The organism is Exiguobacterium sp. 8H (genome assembly GCF_902506255.1).
GTDB lineage: Bacteria > Bacillota > Bacilli > Exiguobacteriales > Exiguobacteriaceae > Exiguobacterium > Exiguobacterium profundum.
Map to the genome: position 1 here is coordinate 2,595,737 of NZ_LR733429.1, position 19,146 is coordinate 2,614,882.

16 protein-coding genes and 1 riboswitch are annotated in these 19,146 nt (G+C 45.4%); of the genes, 10 read left to right on the forward strand and 6 right to left on the reverse strand.

What is annotated here, in order from left to right; genetic code table 11:
* Nucleotides 1-2 precede the first annotated feature (2 nt).
* Together GVY43_RS13595 and GVY43_RS13600 are read left to right on the forward strand one after the other, a co-directional pair.
* A complete protein-coding gene (locus GVY43_RS13595) occupies nucleotides 3-434 on the forward strand; it encodes a PTS sugar transporter subunit IIA (RefSeq protein WP_026824364.1) in 432 nt (143 codons plus the stop codon).
* Nucleotides 435-1,583 carry a mannitol-1-phosphate 5-dehydrogenase gene (locus GVY43_RS13600; RefSeq protein ID WP_159563469.1) on the forward strand — a complete coding sequence of 383 codons (1,149 nt, stop codon included), beginning with the start codon at nucleotides 435-437 and terminating at the stop codon, nucleotides 1,581-1,583. It begins immediately after the preceding gene.
* Nucleotides 1,584-1,620: 37 nt separating this feature from the next.
* Here the strand turns inward: GVY43_RS13600 and GVY43_RS13605 are convergent, their stop codons facing one another.
* The gene (locus GVY43_RS13605; protein WP_159563470.1) at nucleotides 1,621-3,969 is read right to left on the reverse strand and encodes an EAL domain-containing protein; all 2,349 of its coding nucleotides are present in this window, start codon (nucleotides 3,967-3,969) and stop codon (nucleotides 1,621-1,623) included.
* A gap of 138 nt (nucleotides 3,970-4,107) precedes the next feature.
* Here GVY43_RS13605 and GVY43_RS13610 point away from each other — a divergent pair, with 138 nt between their 5' ends.
* Together GVY43_RS13610 and GVY43_RS13615 are read left to right on the forward strand one after the other, a co-directional pair.
* Nucleotides 4,108-4,935 (forward strand): CPBP family intramembrane glutamic endopeptidase, encoded by an 828-nt coding sequence (locus tag GVY43_RS13610; RefSeq protein ID WP_236548964.1) that lies wholly within the window; start codon nucleotides 4,108-4,110, stop codon nucleotides 4,933-4,935.
* Nucleotides 4,936-4,953: 18 nt separating this feature from the next.
* A complete protein-coding gene (locus GVY43_RS13615) occupies nucleotides 4,954-5,484 on the forward strand; it encodes a GNAT family N-acetyltransferase (RefSeq protein ID WP_236548965.1) in 531 nt (176 codons plus the stop codon).
* 22 nt (nucleotides 5,485-5,506) lie between these two features.
* On the opposite strand, the gene GVY43_RS13620 is transcribed toward GVY43_RS13615, so the two are convergent.
* From GVY43_RS13620 to GVY43_RS13630, 3 genes are all read right to left on the reverse strand, one after another.
* A complete protein-coding gene (locus tag GVY43_RS13620) occupies nucleotides 5,507-7,009 on the reverse strand; it encodes an SH3 domain-containing protein (RefSeq protein WP_159563471.1) in 1,503 nt (500 codons plus the stop codon).
* Nucleotides 7,010-7,182: 173 nt separating this feature from the next.
* Nucleotides 7,183-7,485 (reverse strand): hypothetical protein, encoded by a 303-nt coding sequence (locus GVY43_RS13625; protein WP_074034700.1) that lies wholly within the window; start codon nucleotides 7,483-7,485, stop codon nucleotides 7,183-7,185.
* A 65-nt stretch (nucleotides 7,486-7,550) separates the two neighbouring features.
* On the reverse strand, nucleotides 7,551-8,228 hold the full coding sequence (locus tag GVY43_RS13630) for a hypothetical protein (protein ID WP_074034698.1): 678 nt from the start codon (nucleotides 8,226-8,228) through the stop codon (nucleotides 7,551-7,553).
* Nucleotides 8,229-8,487: 259 nt separating this feature from the next.
* Here GVY43_RS13630 and GVY43_RS13635 point away from each other — a divergent pair, with 259 nt between their 5' ends.
* Nucleotides 8,488-9,753: a helix-turn-helix transcriptional regulator gene (locus GVY43_RS13635; protein ID WP_159563472.1), complete on the forward strand. Its 1,266-nt coding sequence runs from the start codon at nucleotides 8,488-8,490 to the stop codon at nucleotides 9,751-9,753.
* Nucleotides 9,754-9,800: 47 nt separating this feature from the next.
* On the opposite strand, the gene GVY43_RS13640 is transcribed toward GVY43_RS13635, so the two are convergent.
* Nucleotides 9,801-10,118 (reverse strand): hypothetical protein, encoded by a 318-nt coding sequence (locus GVY43_RS13640; RefSeq protein ID WP_074034697.1) that lies wholly within the window; start codon nucleotides 10,116-10,118, stop codon nucleotides 9,801-9,803.
* Nucleotides 10,119-10,316: 198 nt separating this feature from the next.
* Nucleotides 10,317-12,158, reverse strand: coding sequence for an ATP-binding protein (locus tag GVY43_RS13645; protein ID WP_159563473.1), 1,842 nt, complete (start codon nucleotides 12,156-12,158; stop codon nucleotides 10,317-10,319).
* Nucleotides 12,159-12,400: 242 nt separating this feature from the next.
* Here GVY43_RS13645 and GVY43_RS13650 point away from each other — a divergent pair, with 242 nt between their 5' ends.
* From GVY43_RS13650 to guaA, 5 genes are all read left to right on the forward strand, one after another.
* Nucleotides 12,401-13,006, forward strand: coding sequence for a flavin reductase family protein (locus GVY43_RS13650; RefSeq protein ID WP_159563474.1), 606 nt, complete (start codon nucleotides 12,401-12,403; stop codon nucleotides 13,004-13,006).
* A 171-nt stretch (nucleotides 13,007-13,177) separates the two neighbouring features.
* Nucleotides 13,178-14,128: a MoxR family ATPase gene (locus GVY43_RS13655; RefSeq protein ID WP_074034693.1), complete on the forward strand. Its 951-nt coding sequence runs from the start codon at nucleotides 13,178-13,180 to the stop codon at nucleotides 14,126-14,128.
* On the forward strand, nucleotides 14,125-15,195 hold the full coding sequence (locus tag GVY43_RS13660; protein ID WP_159563475.1) for a DUF58 domain-containing protein: 1,071 nt from the start codon (nucleotides 14,125-14,127) through the stop codon (nucleotides 15,193-15,195). The genes GVY43_RS13655 and GVY43_RS13660 overlap by 4 nt, the downstream gene beginning before the upstream one ends.
* Nucleotides 15,192-17,291: a transglutaminase domain-containing protein gene (locus GVY43_RS13665; protein ID WP_159563476.1), complete on the forward strand. Its 2,100-nt coding sequence runs from the start codon at nucleotides 15,192-15,194 to the stop codon at nucleotides 17,289-17,291. Before GVY43_RS13660 ends, GVY43_RS13665 begins: the two co-directional genes overlap by 4 nt.
* Before the next feature lie 41 nt (nucleotides 17,292-17,332).
* A riboswitch (purine riboswitch) is annotated at nucleotides 17,333-17,433 on the forward strand.
* 110 nt (nucleotides 17,434-17,543) lie between these two features.
* Nucleotides 17,544-19,067, forward strand: coding sequence for a glutamine-hydrolyzing GMP synthase (gene guaA, locus GVY43_RS13670; RefSeq protein ID WP_159563679.1), 1,524 nt, complete (start codon nucleotides 17,544-17,546; stop codon nucleotides 19,065-19,067).
* Nucleotides 19,068-19,146: the final 79 nt, after the last annotated feature.

Here is a 19,146-nt window from a genome sequence, read left to right on the forward strand (position 1 = left end):
AAATGCCATTCATTCAAACAGAGATGATTCGACTTAACCAAACATTCGCAACGACAGAGGAAGCGATCACAGCAGCCGGAGCCGTCCTACAAGACGCCGGCTGTGTGACGCCGGAGTATGTAGAAGCGATGCATGAACGTCAAGCGATCGCCAACGTCTATATCGGAAATCACGTCGCCATTCCACACGGTACAGAAGCAGCGAAATCAGCGGTTCAGAAGACGGGGATCTCGTTCCTGCAAGTACCAGACGGTGTCGACTTTGGAGGTCAAACGGCCAAACTCGTCATCGGAATTGCAGGCGTGAATGATGAACATTTAGAGCTCCTTTCGCAAATCGCGATTCTCTGCTCGGACGAAAGCAATGTGGAGCGTCTTGTTCAGGCGAAAACGAAAGAAGAAATCTTGGCGCTCTTTATGGAAGAGGTGGCGTAAATGAAAGCTGTTCATTTTGGGGCAGGGAACATCGGACGAGGATTTATCGGATTATTGCTCAATCAAAGCGGTTACGAGGTGACGTTTGTCGACATCAATGACACGGTCATCGAAGCGCTTGAGGTAAAACGTCATTATGAGGTCGGGTTCGCAGAAGACGGCGTCGATCGTATCGTCGTCGACCGTGTTCGCGGTGTCAATAGTTTGAAAGAACCGGCTCGTGTCGTGGACTTAATCGCAGAAGCAGATTTCGTGACGACGGCTGTCGGACCGTCACTTCTCTCAAAAGTGGCACCGTTGATCAGCGAAGGACTTCGTGCTCGTGAAGTCGAGGATGCACCGGTCTATGTCATCGCATGTGAGAACATGATTGGTGGGAGTGCAATTCTTCGTCAAGAAGTAGAGGCGTGTGGCGGTGTCGGGGAGGCGAATGTCTTCTTCCCGAACGCGGCTGTCGACCGCATCGTCCCGCTACAACAACATGAGGATCCACTTTACGTGGAAGTCGAGACGTTCCATGAATGGGTCATCGAGACACAAGGGCTCAACGAACAACCACCGATTCAAGGCGTGACGTGGGTCGAGGAGATCGGACCGTATATCGAACGGAAATTATTCACGGTCAATACGGGACACGCCATCGCCTCTTATATCGGCTCGTTGTTCGGGAAGGCAACGATTGACGAGGCGTTGAAGGATCGTCGCGTGCGTCAAGTCGTCCAAGGCGCATTGTATGAGACAGGTTGGTTATTGCTTGAGAAATACGGATTCGAGGCGAAAGAGCATAGCCAATACATTCAAAAAATCATCAAGCGCTTTGAAAACCCGAAACTGAAGGATGAAGTGTCGCGCGTGGCGCGTTCGCCGATTCGTAAACTTGGACCGAGCGACCGTCTCGTCAAACCGGCACGCGAATTGATGGATAACGGCATCGAGCCAAACGAACTCGCTTACGGGATTGCAGCAGCCCTTCATTACTACAACCCGGAGGATTCGGAATCATCGGAGCTGAACTTGTCAATCGAAGAACACGGCATCTCGTCAACGATTGAAAAATACCTTCATCTTCATGAAGGGGACACGTTGACTCAGTTGATTCTCGATCAATATCATTTGATTCGTGAAGAAGAAAAAGAACGCGTGTCGTAACTAAAAATCGCTCCTGTCTATTTGACAGGAGCGATTTTTAGTGTTTCCCGAACTCGAGATAGGTGGTCGTCTCTTTGACATGAAACGGAACGTCTGTCTCAGACAACGGAAGACTGAAGTAGTAGCCCTGTACGTAGTCACACGATTCCTTGAGTAGCCATTCGAGTTGAGCGGATGTTTCCACACCCTCCATGAGAACTTTCATACCCAGGTTGTGACCGAGTTGAATCATCGAGCGGACGATGGCCTCTTGATTGCGGTCGGTGAACAGGTTTTCGATAAACGTTCGATCGATTTTCAGCACTTGCACAGGAAGTTCCCGAAGTTGGCTGAAAGAAGAATAGCCGGTCCCAAAATCATCGAGAGAAATGAGGATCCCGAGCTGATGCAACTGCGTCAGTTTTTCACGAGTCGAGGCCTCATATGAAAGCATCGAGGACTCGGTCACTTCCAATTCGAGATACATCGGGTCCATCCCCGTCTCCAAAAGAATGGATTGTAGCGTATCAACAAAGTCTTCGCGCGCAAATTGGAGGGGGGAGACGTTAAGGGATAATGTAAAGGGACGTATCCCAGTCCGTTGCCAACGTACCCAAGTGCGACAGCCTTCCCGAATGACCCAATGACCAATCGAATGAATTAACCCCGTGTTTTCTGCAATCGGGATGAAGTCAGATGGCGCAACCTTTCCGATTTGTGGATGTTGCCAGCGAAGTAACGCTTCCACGCCTTCTAATCGATTCCGCTTCAAATCGATTTTCGGTTGATAGACAAGTGTCAGTTCGTTTTTACTTAGTGCGGTGACGAGTGCTTTTTCTATCTCGATATTGCGCAAGAGTTGAGGTCGTGATGATTCTTCGAATAATTTGATATTATTCTCTCCATCCTGTCTGGATTCATCAGCGGCAAGACGAGAAAATTGAATAAGTTCTTCGGAAGAAGCACTATCCTTAGGGAAATGACTGATTCCCGCACTCATCGTCAATTCAAGAGTCGTGCCATCCACGTCGAAGCTGGATGAAAGCGCCTTAATACATTTTTCAGCCTTTTGATGAGCGAGCGAACTTCGTTGCGCAAATAGTAAGATGACAAACTCGGATGGTCCGATTCGTGTCAACACATCGTCTGGGTGAATCGTATGTTTGAGGCGGTCAGCGACTTGAATGATCAACTCATCTGCTCCGTGATGCCCGAGAATGTCACTTAGGAAACGCCAGCGGTTTACGTCGATATATAAACAGGCGACCGAACGTTCTTGTGAGATACATTCCTTCAAGAGGGCATCCAGTTTATGCCGATTTGGTAAATCCGTCAATGCATCGTGAAAAGCCATATGTTCAATCAGACGCTGAGAGGCGACTGCTTCGGTCACATCTCGGATAAACCAGAGTACTTGATTGTTCGAACCATCTTGAAGTGGGTAAGACGTCACTTCTAACGTACGATGATTCGTGTCAATTTGTACCGGCTGATAGAACGGCTGTTGAGCCGACAGCAAAGGATGATAATCTTGAAAAAATGGTTCTGTTACATGCCCCTCGAATAAGTGAGCGAACGCTTGATTTTGATATTGGATTTCACCATCGCTTGTCGTTGTCACTACGGCATCCGTTGTCGATTCTAAAATCGTCGTTTGGAAGAGGTCACGTTTTTGGATTTGTCGTTCTAACGTATACGCAATAAAGTACATCCCGAATAAGAGAAATACGATGCTTGTGACTAACCATGCGAGTAGGGTCGGATCAATCGGAACCTGCCTGACGGGTGAAGCATCGGGGATAATGGTCGTTGCCCGCATTCCAGCAAGGTGCATACTGAAAATAGCTGTCCCCATCAGAAGGGAGAACATCAGTTTCACGGAAAAAGCGGAATGCTGCATAGAGTAGGATGAAAAGAAACCTACCCATAAGGCGAGAAAGGAAGCGCCCCAAGCGATACCAATCGAAATCAATACCCATAAGGGATCAAAGTCTAATTGAACACTTTGTATAGCGGTCATCCCGATATAATGCATGCTGACAATTCCGAATCCCATCAAACCGGAAGATTGCAGTAAGGTCATCCATGTCGTCTTTCGGGAAATCAAACCGAACGACAGGATGCACCCGGCAATCGCCGGAATCATCGATCCGATAATGAGCCAGATGGAGTACGTGCTTTCGTGTAAAGAAGCATGACCGAGCATGGCCACAAAATGCATGGACCAGATGCCGAGACCTAGGGTGGTACCACCAAATAAAATCCAAGTACGATGAGACGTTGTCACACCTCCTGTGACCCGCTTCGCTAATTCGAGTGCCATCAAGGCTGAAACGCTAGCAATGAGGAAAGCGAGCATCATCAAAAATCCATTATGACTCGTTGTGTGCGTGCTAATCTGTTCCATAGTGTCGATACCTCATAGGGTTTTTAATTTATGATTCACTTTATTATATGCCGAACAATTGTAATTACATATAAAAAGATTCAAATGCTATTCTTCCAATCAAATAAGGGGTACTACATTGCTGAAGGGGTGCTGACTATGTATAAAAATAAATACATTCACTTGTTCTTATTGGTCTCATTCGGCTACTCATGGCTTATATGGGGAAGTTTGTACTGGTGGACCGATTTACCGATTATGGCAATCGTTATTTCGGGAGCGTTTGGACCCAGCATTGCAGGGTTCGTCACGATGTATCGACTTCGCGGTGGGGAAGGGGTGACACATCTTTTTCGGAAAAGCGTTCAGTTCCAGATGAGTTGGAAGACGTATGTGACTCCACTTTTGTTGGTGCCGTTATTATTTCTCGTGGCGTATTGGTGGACGGATAGAAACGATGCCTTACTCGTTCGCGAACCGTGGTGGATCGTCCCATACTTTCTCTATATACTATTTCTCGGTGGGGCGGTGCAGGAAGAGTATGGATGGCGCGGCTATTTGCTCGACGCCTTGCAATCAAGACTCCCGCCGCTTCTAGCCAGCTTGTCACTCGGAGTGATCTGGATGCTATGGCATATTCCGCTCTTCCTCATGGTTGGAACAGTTCAAGCGAATCTATCGTTTTGGGCATATGGATTAGCCGTGATGGCTTATACGATTCTCATCACTTGGGTATACAACGGTTCGTCGCGTAATTTATGGTCGGCCTTTCTCATGCATACGATGTTTAATGTCATGCTCGTGATGGTCGGGTTCGAAGCGGAAAGTGGTTATCCAATCGGGTTTATTCATTTGACAATCACGTTATGGACCGCTGCGATTTTAGTCATTTGGAAAACGTACGGTAAATTGAGTTATGAGCCACTCGAGGAAATGATTCCTTCATACCCGAGTGTTACGCAACGGATGCGTGAGGGTAAAGAGTAGGACAAAAAAGAAAAGGAAGTGGACGTCTTGAATTTTCGCGCACTCGAACAATCAGACGTGAGATCCTTGCAGCGCTTGTTTATGGAGAGTCTGAGTGACTTGATTCGACGAGAGCGTTTTGAAGATGCCGATTTGCTCGATGAAGAAGTGGCACGTCTGAACACGACGATTCAAGATCATTTCGATGATGACACCGTTCAACTGTACATTGTGGAAGAAGACGGAATCATTGTGGGAGCAGGGGCGTTACTACCTCCGAATGATATCATCTCAGGAAACATACAAATTGAGCGTGGTGCGATCGAGTTAGGGAGTGTCTATGTGTCACCTCGTATGCAGCGGCGAGGTGTCGGACAATACTTGTTAGAAGAAATGATGCGTGAAATTTCGGATCGAGGGAAAGACGTCTTTTATTTAGATGCCGGATTCCCGAGCGCTCAAGCCTATTGGCAAAAACGATTGGGTGAGCCATCTCATATCCTCGAACATTATTGGGGTCCCGGGGCATCACATATGATTTGGCGGGTCAATATCAAACAAGGAACTTAGCTGAGTGCTAAGTTCCTTGTTTTTAGTAATAAGATCGCATGAATTGATGAATGCCGGATGCCGTTGCTTCAGCCATTCGTTGACGATATGTCGTACTCGTTAAATGTGAGCGGTCGCTTGAATTACTGATGAATCCGTATTCGACAAGGGTAGAAGGTGACACGTTACGTCCGACTACGTATACATTTTGATACTTGACCCCACGGTTTTGAATCGTGGAAATCCGTGAAGCGATTTCTTTATTGATACTTGAACCGAGACTACGGCTGGCGGAAACGTAAGGGTTTGTCGTATAGCTATCTGACGTCGGGACGAGTACCTCATGTCCATGAGCCGTGTTATAAACAGAAGAGTTCGCGTGAAGACTGACGAACACATCCCCTTTATAAGACTTGTTGAGTGACACACGTTGGTCAAGGGAGAGGTACGTATCGTTTGAGCGAGTCAATTTAACGTTGTAGTCATATGTGCTCGATAAGACGCCAGCAAGGCGTTTCGCGATATCAAGTGCAATTACTTTCTCGTAAACCGATCCGTAGACAGCGCCAGGATCGTTTCCGCCATGCCCTGCGTCGATGACGACCGTTTTACCAGTTCCGTCTGTATCGGTTGGTGTCGTGACAGTCGTAGGCTTCAAGTACTCGGATGCTACATAACCGGTTTTCCCATTGTATGTGACTTTATACCACGAGTCGTAACGACTGACATACTTGACGACCGACCCGGCCGGAATGACGGTTAAGACATTGCTCCAAGAGGCCGCGCTAAGGCGCATGTTCAAGTTCACGGTCGTTTCATAATAAGCAGACGGGGTTATAGGAGCTGTCGTTGCCGTTAAATAGTCAGAAGAAACGTAACCGGTTTTTCCATTATAGGTAACCTTATACCATGATCCGTAGCGACTCACATATTTGACCGTCGCACCCGACGGAATCGTCGTGACGACAGAACTCCATGAAGCGGCGCTGAGACGCAGGTTTAAATTGGCAGTTGTCTTATAATAGTCCGAAGGTGGGACGGGAGCACTCGTAGCTGTTAAATAAGCAGAAGCGACGTAGCCCGTCTTTCCATTGAACGTCACTTTGTACCATGACCCATAGCGACTGACATACTTGACGGTCGCATCGGCAGGGATCACGGTGACGACATCACTCCATGAAGCGGCAGTAAGACGCATATTTAATCGGTCTGTTGTCTTATAGTAAGCAGAAGTGTTCGAGACCGTAACGTATTGAGAAGAGACATATCCTGTTTTGCCTCCATAACTGACTTTGTACCACGAACCGTATGTACTGATATACGTGACGCTTGAGCCAGATGGAATGGTCAACAGGACAGGGCTCCAAGTGGCTGCACTTAAGCGAAGATTTAAGTTGGCGGTAGTGGTATAGGTCGAGGCGGCTTCAACAACAGTCGATTGAATACCAGATGAATCCAGTTGGAACGGGACGATTGCTGCCCCGGATATTGCAAGTGAAGAGCTGAGTAACAGCTTTAAACTCCATGATGATTTTGTTTCATTCAATGTTCAAACTCCTTTATTCATTAAACTAGTGACAAGGGCGGCGTATGAGAGTGCATCTAGGTTGTCCCTGTTTATTATATAAGTAAAAAGGAAAAAATGGAGGGGAATATATAATTCATTTACCTTTTTTCTTAAAATAAAAAAGACGCACAAGGCGTCTGGAGTAAATCAGATTAAACGATGCGAGGCATATCATCAACAAGTAGTTTAACTGGTTCATCTACTTTAACAATGCGAGGCATGTCGTCAACGAATAGTTTAGCAGGCTTGTCTACTTTAACAATGCGAGGCATATCATCAACAAAGAGTTTGATTGGTTCGTTCACTTTAACGATACGAGGCATATCATCAACGTGTAATTTGACGGGCTCATTTACTTTAACAATGCGAGGCATATCATCTACTAGAGGTCTAACAGAACTTCCTAAAAGTAAAACTGCTGTAGCGATAAATAGTATTCCTGTTACTTTTTTCATTAATAAAACCTCCATCAAATTATTATTTTATGCTTCTAAAGCAGAAAAACCTAAATTATCATAGATCATTCGTCAGCTTTCAAAGAATCGAACAATCGGTATAGTGTCTCAGATTGCTGATATATACGTGTCTCCAAATCTCCTGAGTAAGCATCTGGAGTGTCGGCAGGAAAGATCACTACTTTTTCAGATTCACTTTTTACAGCAGTTGCTAGAATAGAAACATTTACTTGTTGACTCAATAACGTACTGCAAAGAGAATGTGATATCTTATCAGTTTCATTGAGTAAATTTGGTCTCCAGCAAACTGATGTTTCGGGCAAAATATACAAAATATGTCCTTCTTCAAGTAGGGTCATGCATTGATTAGTAACAAAGTCTGAATCCTGCTCAACGTTAATATATTCATAATCAAGTAACTGTTTTTCATAAATTGTTTTTGTACTTCGTTTTAAAATCGAGAGGGAAAGTTCAGGTCCTAGAATATAAAGTTTTTTGAAAGAGTGAATGTGATTCAATGAACGAGCTATCAGTCGAGGTAATGATTGATAGTAATCGATTTGAAAAGCGTTTACAATGAAACCTCTAGGAGAACTTAACAATTGGGTCAGGTGTTCTAACCCTGAAAAATTATTATGATCTTCAGAAGTGTACATTGTATCCATGGTTGGAACTTGCTTTGACTTAAAATAAATTTTAGGCTTAATGTAGTCTTCGGCAAGTAAGAAACTTAGTTTTCCCATTTGTCATTTTCACCCCCGGATAAATAATTGAAATGTGTTATTTAGTAAAAATTAACTAGGAAATTTGTAGAAACTGTTTTTACTAGTTCAATATTATCATGTCATCTTTTATAAAGGGGGATGTTTTGGTTGGGAAAATCATTCCTAGAAATGCTCTTTTAAGATGCTTTTTTGTGGCGAATTTCCTGTATGCGTGACAAAAAGACTAATATTTTTTAAAAAAACCAACCATTTTAGTTCGAAGGGGCTACTTTTTGATATGGAATATAACTTTGGGAATTTAATAAAAGTAGAACGTATGCGGAAAAATATGAAGCAGTCAGTGCTTGCTAGAGGAATCTGCTCAATCTCATACTTAAGTAAAATTGAAAATAATCAAACTACTCCTAGTGACGAAGTCTTAGAACTGATTTTTGAAAGGTTAGAATTAGAGGTTCCACTTTATTATGACTTCAGTGAAAAAGTAGATCAAACTAAAAAAGAAATTCGAGATATATTGAAAGAAGCATTATTGTCACGCCAAGAAGATAAGTATTTTAAGAGGATTGAAAAATTTAAAACAAATCCTGTTGTCTTACAATCGAAGGAATTGTACATTACTTTATTAATCACGCTAGCGCGATTTGGTCTCACACCTGGTGGTAATGTTCAATATTTAATTGAAGTAGGTTGGATTAAAGATCAACTAAACAAAGACAATCGTTTGCGATACGATTTATTGCAGTGCCTCTACATGTTTCTCTATCAGTCGGCTGATCGAGAAACTACTGTGAGTTTGTTAGAGAATGTTGGTAAAGAGCTTGCGGATTCAAGTATTCCTGATTGGGAAAAAGCAGATATGCGATATGTGATGGGCGCCCTTTATCACCGATTTACAGATTATTCTCAAGCTATTGATTACGTGAAGTTGGCACTCGAGTATTTTCAAGAGAATTTTTGCTTGGAACGAATTATCGAGTCGCACATGATTATTGGTTTGTCATTTAAACGTCGGAAACGATACACAATTGCTTTAGAACATTATGAAAAAGCAGCGAAAGTGGCAGATAAGGCAAAATTGAACGATTATTATGGAATGCTTTATAACAATATGGGAGATATATATTTTTTAATTGGGGATCAAGAGAAAGCACAAAAATATTTTCTTGATAGTTTTAAGGTTAAAGAAGGAGCAAAAAGTAAACTATATAGTGTAATGTCTTTGCTTGAAGTCAATGCCGCTAAAAATAATATTGAAGGCATTATGGAATGGTTGGCAATAGGCTATGAGTTAAAAGGGGATCAAGATGATTTAGTAGAGTTTAACTATCACTTTGATATTTACGTAAGTAAGTATAAAAAAATTGATCAAAATGAGTTAATCCAAAGTCTAAAAAGGGCTGTTAATTATTTTGAAGCATATGATGAATACTACACTCATAAGTATGCATTGTGGTTGTCTAGAGAATTAAGAAGCACAGGAAAGTACAAACTTGCTACAGAATACTATGAAAAAACAATCTCAATGATGTCACGTTGGGAGTAAACAAAAAGAACTCGAGATAAGTAATGATACTTAAATCGAGTTCTTTTCTATGGCGTTGTAAAATAATGCACAGTCCACACTTGTTCTTGAACGAGGCGTTCGTCTTCTATATGACCGTTAAGGACCTGCTGTAATAGATGAATCAAATGTTTTTGAAGATTCGCATCATGAGAGCCACTATGCAAAATCTCCTCTTCGCTCGCAACAATGTAAAAACCACCAAGCCGCAATGGCACATGCTTCCGAATCAAAGCAGCGGCAGTTTGAAACTTCGCTTGCTCCCCCATGTGAGGCACGTCAATCTCGAAACGTCCCCATTGATTAAAATCTCCAATTTCTGAAAAAGGTGGGTCACGATGATCCAATGGCAAGTCCTCCGATCCTAGCAATCTCTTTATATTCAGTATATCTTGTTTTTGACTTAAAACGTGCAAAAATAAATGGATAGGGTAACCTACATCTACGAAAATGAATCGGTTTCTTTCCTTTCTATATTCTGTAAAAGGATTCCTTCCAAATTAGGCAAAAAAAGAGTCAAAAATAACACGGTCATATCGACCGTGTTATTGCATGATGTGTTCTTTTGAGGTTGGGAGTTCACAGATAAATGTACTTCCTTCCCCGTATACCGATTCGACATGGAGTTGACCATCATGGGCTTTGGCAATTTCTTTACAAATTGCGAGACCGAGACCGGTACCTCCGATTTTACGACGATCCGAATTATCGACGCGGTAAAATTTCCCGAAGAGGTGAGGGAGCGAGGCACTCGGTATACCCATACCGTGGTCTCTCACTTTCATCACGACCTCTTCGTCTATACGTTCGAGCGATACAAGGATATTCCCGCCATCTGGCGAATATTTGATGGCGTTACTTAATAGGTTACCAAGTAATTGACGCATCCCTTCTAAGTCTGCATCGATAATAAAGTCTTGTTCGGTATCGGCATCGATGAATAGTTCATGCCGGTCCGTCGTTTCCTGATAAAACGCGACACTGTCTGTGATGAGCTTGTATAAATCGACCGGTTCCCACTCGAACGTTTGCTTTCCAGACTCCATTTTTTGAAGATCCAAGAAATCGTTGACGAGATACGAGAGTCGTTTCGCTTCATCGTGGATTGTCTTCAAATACAGTTCACGACGACTTTCCTTCAAATCTCGTGACAGCATCAGTTCAGTGAATCCGTAAATCGAGGACAATGGTGTCCGTAATTCATGTGAGACGGTCGAGACGAGTTCGGATTTCATCCGATCGATTTCTGTTTCGGCCGTGACGTCACGTAAGACGAGCATCGTTCCACGGAGTCGACGGTCCCGATAGACACTTTCGGCATAAAGTTGAATAAAGCAATCGCCTTGGTCGATTGAAATCGTGAGCCCGTCTTCCGGCGGGTCTTGCGTGAAGACACGTTCGAAGTATCGGATGAACTGTTCGTTCTGATCGACCCGTTCCGCCAGCTGTTCGATATCGATGTCAATGGCAGAGAGTTCTTCGTATCCCTTATAGTCAAAGTGTAAATCATCAAACATACGGATGAAGGCGCGATTGCCGACGATAGTGTCATCTTCATAGTTCACATATAAAATGGCCTCACGTACAGAATTGATTAGTTGCGCCGTCTCTTTCCGATCCTGTTGCATCTGGCGATAAAGCTGCATGCGGAGAAGTGAGATGGCAAGTTGACCGGCGAACGCGTTCAATTCCGATTTTTCACTGGCATCGTATTGTTCATCGTAACGAGCCAAATAGAGACATCCAATGAGACTATTATCTGATGGGTCCATAATCGGGATGACCGTCTCATAGATATAATATGGATACGTGTGTAACGCATCGACGACCCGCTTAGAAGTGGCGGCCGGTAACTTTGAAATCATGACTCGTTTAAGCAAAAGGGAATCTTTCTTTAGACTTTCTTGTTGATCTTCGGTCATCTCTTTCGGTACAACAGACGTGATTTCTCCGTCTTTAGTGAGTAAGAGGGCGCCGAACTCAGATTTTGTAAGCAACACAATCTTTTCAATAACAGAAGAGTAATCAAATAAGGATTCTTTCGAGGCCAATACTTCAATCAACTCGTTACGATATTGAAGATTAATTTCATTTAATTTCGATTCATTTAATACGTTCTCGAGCTTTTCTTTCTTCGCTTTCAGTCTGCTGTTCTGGTCGGCCATCCGTTTGATGAGCGGGCGTCCGATTAATAAGATGGCACTGATGAACATGACGAGCCCAATCATCCAAATCCATCGGAGAGCAGTGAGTTCGAGAGTAGAGACATTCCCATCACGCACGAACCAGGCTCCAATCAAGGTTAAAACCAGACTGAATCCACAGACACTATATAAAATACTGAGTATTTGACGACTGTTCAATTGTTCAATCCACTTGCTGATCATTCGTTCTACTTCCTTCCTTGAACATAAAAAACGATAGGTCATCTTTTCCTTGCCCTGAATTTTATGAGACCGGGAAAGGAAAATGAAGCAATTTGCTTATTCAACGTGCATTAAAATAGATTCACATAATGCGATTTACCCAAAATACATGAAATGTACACGTGTCAACCTGCTTTGCGTTGACATTATTTAATGAAGTGATTACCTTGATATTAAGATAAAACAACGAGGAGTGTAAGTCTATGTTATCAATTGAACCGTCTGCCTTGACTGAACGAGACACATATAAGTTTTTGATTGGCAGCATTGTGCCAAGACCGATTGCGTTTGTCACAACACAAAATGGGGAGGTGATTAACGCCGCCCCGTTTAGCTATTTTAATGTAGTCGCATCCAACCCTCCGCTCGTCTCCGTCTCGGTTCAACGAAAAGATGGCGTGATGAAAGACACGGCGCGTAACGCACTCCGTACGAATGAACTAGTGATTCATGTCGTAGATGAAACGAACGTCATCAACGTGAACGAGACGGCCGCCAACCTTGCGGCAGATGAGAGTGAGCTGTCTCGTACAGACTTTACGCTTCAACCGAGTGATGTGATTTCGACTCCAGGGGTCAAAGAAGCAAAAATCCGTTTTGAATGTGTGCTCCATCATCACTTGCCGATCGAACATGACGGAAAAACGACTGCCGATTTATTGATTGCGCGAATTGTCCGTTTCCATATTGACCGAGAGTTATACAGTCAAGGACGCATCGATGCTAAACGGCTTGCGCCTGTCAGTCGGATGGCCGGCAATAGTTATGCGACCCTTGGGGAACTATTTGACGTGAATCGTCCAGAGTAATCGATAAACGTGCCCGTTTTTTCTAAAGAACGGACACGTTTTTTGGGTAAAGAAATAGGAAGCGCATTTGGGTGCGGTATTTCTTTCTTTCCGACACTCGCTTGTGTCACAATAAAGTCAGAACATTCTAACTTTCAGTCATCCTAGATCAGAGAAAAAGGGGAGTCCGTCATGTACCGTCCAACTGTCCAATCGATTATTACTGCTATTGAAACCGTGATTGTCGGAAAAGAAGAAGTCATCGCAAAAAGTCTCACTGCCTTGCTGGCAGGTGGACATGTGCTGCTTGAAGACGTACCAGGGGTCGGAAAGACGATGCTCGTCCGTACGTTCAGCCGAGCGATTGACTTAGATTTTAAGCGCATCCAATTCACACCGGACATGTTACCATCCGACTTGACCGGGATTTCGATGTACAACCAAAAAACGAGGGAATTTGAATATCGACCAGGTCCGCTCATGGGTAACATCATTTTAGCGGATGAAATTAACCGGACCTCACCGAAAACGCAATCGGCTCTTCTTGAGGCGATGGCTGAGCGAAGTGTAACAGTGGACGGGGAATTGAAAGTGTTACCGTCACCTTTCTTCGTCATGGCGACACAAAACCCGATTGAGCATGAAGGGACGTATCCGTTGCCGGAAGCACAGTTGGATCGCTTCTTACTTAAAATCGAGATGGGCTATCCGACATTCAATGAAGAAATTGCATTATTGTCGCGGTTTGAAAAAGAAGAGCCGCTCGAGGCGCTTCAGAGCGTGATTACGAAGCAAGAAGTTGAACTCATGCAACGTGAAGTGAGAGACGTGCATGTGTCGAGTGCGGTCAAACAGTACATTGTGCGATTGGTGCATGAGTCTCGAAAAGATCCGCATACGTATTTAGGAGGAAGTCCGCGAGCCACACTGGCGTTGATGAAAGCGGCACAGTCGTGGGCGTATATCCATAATCGCGATTTCGTCTTGCCGGATGACGTGAAGGCGATGGCGACGAGTGTGCTCGGACATCGCGTACTCTTGACAGCAGAAGCACGGTATAAAGGAAAATCACCGAATCAGTTGATTCAAGATTGGCTGGATACGTTGCCTGTCCCGATGGATCGTGAGGTCAATGAAGTATGAAAAACTGGATGAAGCTGTTCGTTGTATGGGCGGCGGCATTCGGATTGTATGCATTTGCCCGCATCGAAGGCAGTATCGTCGCTTCGACCTTATGGTGGTCGTTCGCTGTGTTGACCGTCTACTGGACACTCTTTATGATTTATCCGGTCACAGCGGCAAATGTGGTGCGCCGTGTGACAACGAAGCGACTTGTTTCTGGACAAACAATGGATGTCGAGTTACGAATTGAACGGAAGTACCCTTTCTTGATTGGGATGGTCACGTTAGAGGAGCGATTGCCACAACGTTTGACGGATGAAGACAAGACGATTGTCGTGCCTGTAGACCGTTTTTTCCGACAAGCAGAAGTCGTCCATTATGAGGTCGAGGCGATCAAGCGTGGGATTCATGTCTTTGACCGCACCGTTCTACATGTACGTGACGTATTTGGTCTGTTCGACCGGAAGCGGACGTTACGACTCGAGACGGTCGTCGAGGTGTCACCCGCTGAGTTGCCGTTTGATTTACCTCGAGACGAACATGTCGGGGGTCGTGGGGAGCAATATCGTCAAATGCGGACATATACCGAAGTGGCCAATACGACCAGCGGGGTTCGGGAGTATGCGGCAGGAGACCGAATCGGACGGATTGATTGGAAGGCATCCGCACGCCGAGGGAACTTGATGACCAAGACGTTTGACCAAGAACAAGAGAAGAAGCTTTCACTCGTGTTCGTACCAGCCGTCTCTGCGGGGTATGAAGAGGCATTTGAACGTTCCCTATCCTTACTTGTTGGAGCGATTCGTCAGTTAGAACGAAAAAATCTGCCGTTTGAGCTCTACGTCATTGAAGAGCAGGTGCGACTGTTCCATCTTCCTGACCAGAGTGCAGAAGTCGGTCATTACTTGTTGACCGCAACGCCAGAAGCTGAGGGGCGTCTCGTCGAACGAGTGAAGCAGAAACTGCCTCAACAAACTGGAGATTTGATTTTGATCAGTCCTTTTGAAACGACGTCCATTCGAGAGTTGATGCATGAGACACAGGGTAGCTATCATCTCTACACGGCAGTTAATGAGGTGACAGTATGAAGACATGGGTAACCCGAATCGTCTATACGGCGCTTGCCGCCTATTTGTTGTCGTTCTGGATTGAGCCGATTGTTGGAAGTACGACGTTCGATGTGACGTGGCCGTTTTACTTCCTGCTCATCGTGCCGATGTTTGCCAGTCTTCTGCCTTGGGCAGCTTTTCTTGGGATCTCGCTTCTTAATTTCCTCATCGTCTTGTATGCCTATCACGGCAGTATTTTGGACTGGTTTGGTCTATGGATGGAAGATTTGATGGGTGTCGTGAGCGGTGAACTGCCGAATGAAGCGATTTTCTTCTCTGCCATGGCACTGATCGGCTTACTGTTTGCTGTGCTCGTCGGACGAACGTATCCAAGTTATAGTTTTGCCCTTGGGATGATTGTGTCGACTCTCGGCATCATGGCCTATTTTGATACGTGGACGTTGTATGACGGGGAAGGCAATATCCTGTATGCCATCGTCACATCGCTCCTCTTACTATTTGTCACCGATTTGGCAAAACGACCGAGTCAATCGCTCGTCCGATTCGTCAGTATCGGACTACTCCTCAGTGTCGTCGTGGCTCTCGCAAGTGCTTCACCCACGCTTGAAGGCGATTGGTCTGACCGTATCACTACGAGTTTTCGGAATGCGACGACGGAAGGTGATGGGAGTGGCCCGGGTCGAGTTGGGTATGGAGTGAACGACGAATCGCTAGGTGGTCCGTTCGAACAGGATGACGGCATCGTCTTCATCGCTCGCGGCGTGCCGGCACGCTATTGGCGTATCGAATCCAAGGCGATTTATACGGGGAAAGGTTGGGTCGAATCACCAGTCCTGGACTCTAACTACAATCGTGGTCAGTTAGTGGACTCGGAAGTGGATACGACACCGGAACAGGCATTGTTACGTTTTGAGCGCCGACAACCGTTTGTTCCTTACGGTGGAGAATATCCGCAAGCTATCGAAACAGAGTCCGGTACCGAATTTCGAGTCGGTGATATCGAACGGGCTTTCCCGAACGAGACGATTACGACGCAACCGTCCGGAAAGATTGTATTTGAAAATGAGGAACAATCGACTCCGCGGACGATCCAACTTCGTTATAGTGTCCCGGCTTTCTCTGAAGAACAACTGGCATTAAATGAAGAGATCACATCGCTCACGGAAGAAGAGCAACAGGTCTATTTACAGCTACCGGAATCGTTGCCAGAGCGTGTACGAGATTTAGCCGCTGACATCACGGCGGAGAGTGAGACACCGAACGAGAAGGCGGAAGCGGTAGAAGCTTATTTCCGAAATGGAGAATTTCAATACGACACCGAAAATGTGGCACAACCGGAAGGGGACACGGATTATGTTGACCAGTTCCTGTTCGACACACAAATCGGGTATTGCGATAACTTCTCGACGTCAGCTGCCGTATTGCTGCGCGCGAACGGCATACCGACGCGTTGGGTAAAAGGATTTACGATGGGTGACACACGAGGGGTCATTCAAGGTGAGGAAGAACATACGATTCGAAATCGTCACGCCCACTCGTGGGTCGAGTATTTCATTGAAGGCGCGGGCTGGGTTCCGTTAGAAGCGACAATCAGTTTCTCGGACGCCAACTTATTGCAGATGGAACGAGAAACGGATACGGAAGATACGACGCCGGCTGCGAATGATCCCCAAGCAAATCAGGACAACGATACGCAAAACCGTCCGCAAGAAGATTTGTTGATCGATGACGTGACGACAGGTGATGTTCAAGAGGAGGCACGTAACATGCCGGTGTGGGGATGGATTGTCATTCTCTTCCTCGTGGCGGTCCTCGTTTGGAACCGGAAAATCATCGAGCGTCAAATCATGTATGTCTGGTGGATGAGTCGTCCGCTCACGGATGGGCGCCTCGTCTCGATGCACCGCTATTTGATGAAACGACTGCGTGCGAACGGATTCAAAATTGATGGATGTACGCCTTCGGAACTCGCCAAAGAGGTCGACGCCTACTATGAAACGAATGATATGACCCGTCTGACGGCTTTGTTTGAGCAAGCTGTTTATGCGGAACAAGAGCCGAATTCAAAATATAAAGAATATTGGAAAATCATGATTCATCGAATTATGAGTTGAAGTGACGGGATGCATCAAGTAAGATAGACGCATTAGTTAGATAATTGAACATGGCATTCCTTCGTATATACTCGTGAATTGGCGCGAGAGTCTCTACCGGACCACCGTAAATGGACCGACTATGAAGGAGCACGTTTCGTATACAAAGAAAAGGGCGTGCTTCTTCTTCGGTTTGGATAATCTGGGGAGAGGCGCGTCCTTTTTTTGAGGAGAAGGCAGAAAGGTGGAGATTTCGTGAAAGTAGAACAAGAAATGATTTTGGTGCTTGATTTTGGTGGTCAGTATAATCAGTTGATCACACGTCGTGTCCGTGACCTTGGTGTATACAGTGAGTTGCATTCGCATAAGATGACGGCAGACGAGATTCGCGAATTGAACCCAGTCGGCATCATCTTCTCAGGTGGACCGAATAGCGTATACGCGGAAGGCGCATATCGTTGTGATCCAGAGATCTTTGAACTAGGTATTCCAATCTTCGGAATCTGCTACGGGATGCAACTTATGACACATCACTTCGGTGGTCGTGTGGAACGCGCCGCTCATCGTGAATATGGAAAAGCGACATTGTTCTCGACGCCGGAAGCATCAGCGATTTATAACGGTCTTCCAGTCGAACATACAGTATGGATGAGCCACGGTGACCTCGTCATGGAAGCACCGGAAGGATTTATCGTCGATGGAACGAACCCGTCTTGCCCGGTCGCTTCAATTAAAAACGATGAGTTGAAAATGTACGGTGTCCAATACCATCCAGAGGTTCGTCACTCGGAGTACGGAAACGACATCTTAAAAAACTTCATCTATGAAGTATGTGGTGCGAAAGGCGAATGGTCGATGGAAAACTTTATCGACCTCGAAGTGGAGAAAATCCGTGAAATCGTTGGCGATAAGCAAGTTCTTTGTGCGCTTTCGGGCGGTGTCGACTCTTCTGTCGTGGCCGCACTCGTTCATCGCGCAATCGGTGACCAGTTGACGTGTATGTTTGTAGACCATGGTCTCCTTCGTAAAGGGGAAGCGGATAGCGTCATGAAGACGTTCGCAGACGGATTCAACATGAAAGTCATCAAAATCGATGCACAAGAACGTTTCTTGACGAAGTTGGCTGGTGTCTCGGACCCTGAGCAAAAACGTAAGATTATCGGAAACGAGTTTATCTACGTATTTGATGAAGAAGCATCGAAACTCGTCGATATGGACTTCCTCGCACAAGGGACACTCTATACAGACATCATCGAGAGCGGCACAGATACAGCGCAAACGATCAAATCACACCATAATGTCGGTGGGTTGCCGGAAGATATGAATTTCACGTTGATCGAACCGCTCAACACGCTCTTTAAAGACGAAGTCCGTGCACTCGGTACCGAACTCGGTCTTCCAGACTATATCGTGTGGCGCCAGCCGTTCCCGGGTCCAGGCCTCGGAATCCGTGTCCTCGGTGAAATCACGGAAGAGAAGTTAGAAATCGTGCGTGAATCCGATGCGATTCTACGTGAAGAAGTGAAGAAAGCTGGACTTGAACGCGACATCTGGCAATACTTCACGGTGCTCACGCCGATTCGCTCGGTCGGAGTCATGGGTGACGAGCGTACGTACGACTATGCTGTCGGTGTCCGTGCGGTCACTTCAATTGATGGCATGACGTCTGATTGGGCACGTATTCCATGGGATGTGCTTGAGAAGATCTCTGTCCGGATTGTAAACGAAGTCAGCCACGTTAACCGTGTGCTGTATGACATCACGTCTAAGCCACCTGCAACAATCGAATGGGAATAAGCGGAACAGAGGGGGATTCCCCTCTGTTTTGTCTTAAAACCGAACATTAACGTTTTTTATCGATGTAAAATCCGTGAAT

Bases quoted from the DNA above. Each gene is read 5' to 3' on its own strand.
- GVY43_RS13655 (WP_074034693.1), top strand. From the start codon at position 13,178: ATGTACCGTCCAACTGTCCAATCGATTATTACTGCTATTGAAACCGTG.
- GVY43_RS13645 (WP_159563473.1), bottom strand. From the start codon at position 12,158: ATGATCAGCAAGTGGATTGAACAATTGAACAGTCGTCAAATACTCAGT.
- GVY43_RS13665 (WP_159563476.1), top strand. From the start codon at position 15,192: ATGAAGACATGGGTAACCCGAATCGTCTATACGGCGCTTGCCGCCTAT.
- GVY43_RS13625 (WP_074034700.1), bottom strand. From the start codon at position 7,485: ATGAAAAAAGTAACAGGAATACTATTTATCGCTACAGCAGTTTTACTT.
- GVY43_RS13610 (WP_236548964.1), top strand. From the start codon at position 4,108: ATGTATAAAAATAAATACATTCACTTGTTCTTATTGGTCTCATTCGGC.
- GVY43_RS13605 (WP_159563470.1), bottom strand. From the start codon at position 3,969: ATGGAACAGATTAGCACGCACACAACGAGTCATAATGGATTTTTGATG.
- GVY43_RS13595 (WP_026824364.1), top strand. From the start codon at position 3: ATGCCATTCATTCAAACAGAGATGATTCGACTTAACCAAACATTCGCA.
- GVY43_RS13660 (WP_159563475.1), top strand. From the start codon at position 14,125: ATGAAAAACTGGATGAAGCTGTTCGTTGTATGGGCGGCGGCATTCGGA.
- GVY43_RS13650 (WP_159563474.1), top strand. From the start codon at position 12,401: ATGTTATCAATTGAACCGTCTGCCTTGACTGAACGAGACACATATAAG.
- GVY43_RS13635 (WP_159563472.1), top strand. From the start codon at position 8,488: ATGGAATATAACTTTGGGAATTTAATAAAAGTAGAACGTATGCGGAAA.
- GVY43_RS13630 (WP_074034698.1), bottom strand. From the start codon at position 8,228: ATGGGAAAACTAAGTTTCTTACTTGCCGAAGACTACATTAAGCCTAAA.
- guaA (WP_159563679.1), top strand. From the start codon at position 17,544: ATGATTTTGGTGCTTGATTTTGGTGGTCAGTATAATCAGTTGATCACA.
- GVY43_RS13600 (WP_159563469.1), top strand. From the start codon at position 435: ATGAAAGCTGTTCATTTTGGGGCAGGGAACATCGGACGAGGATTTATC.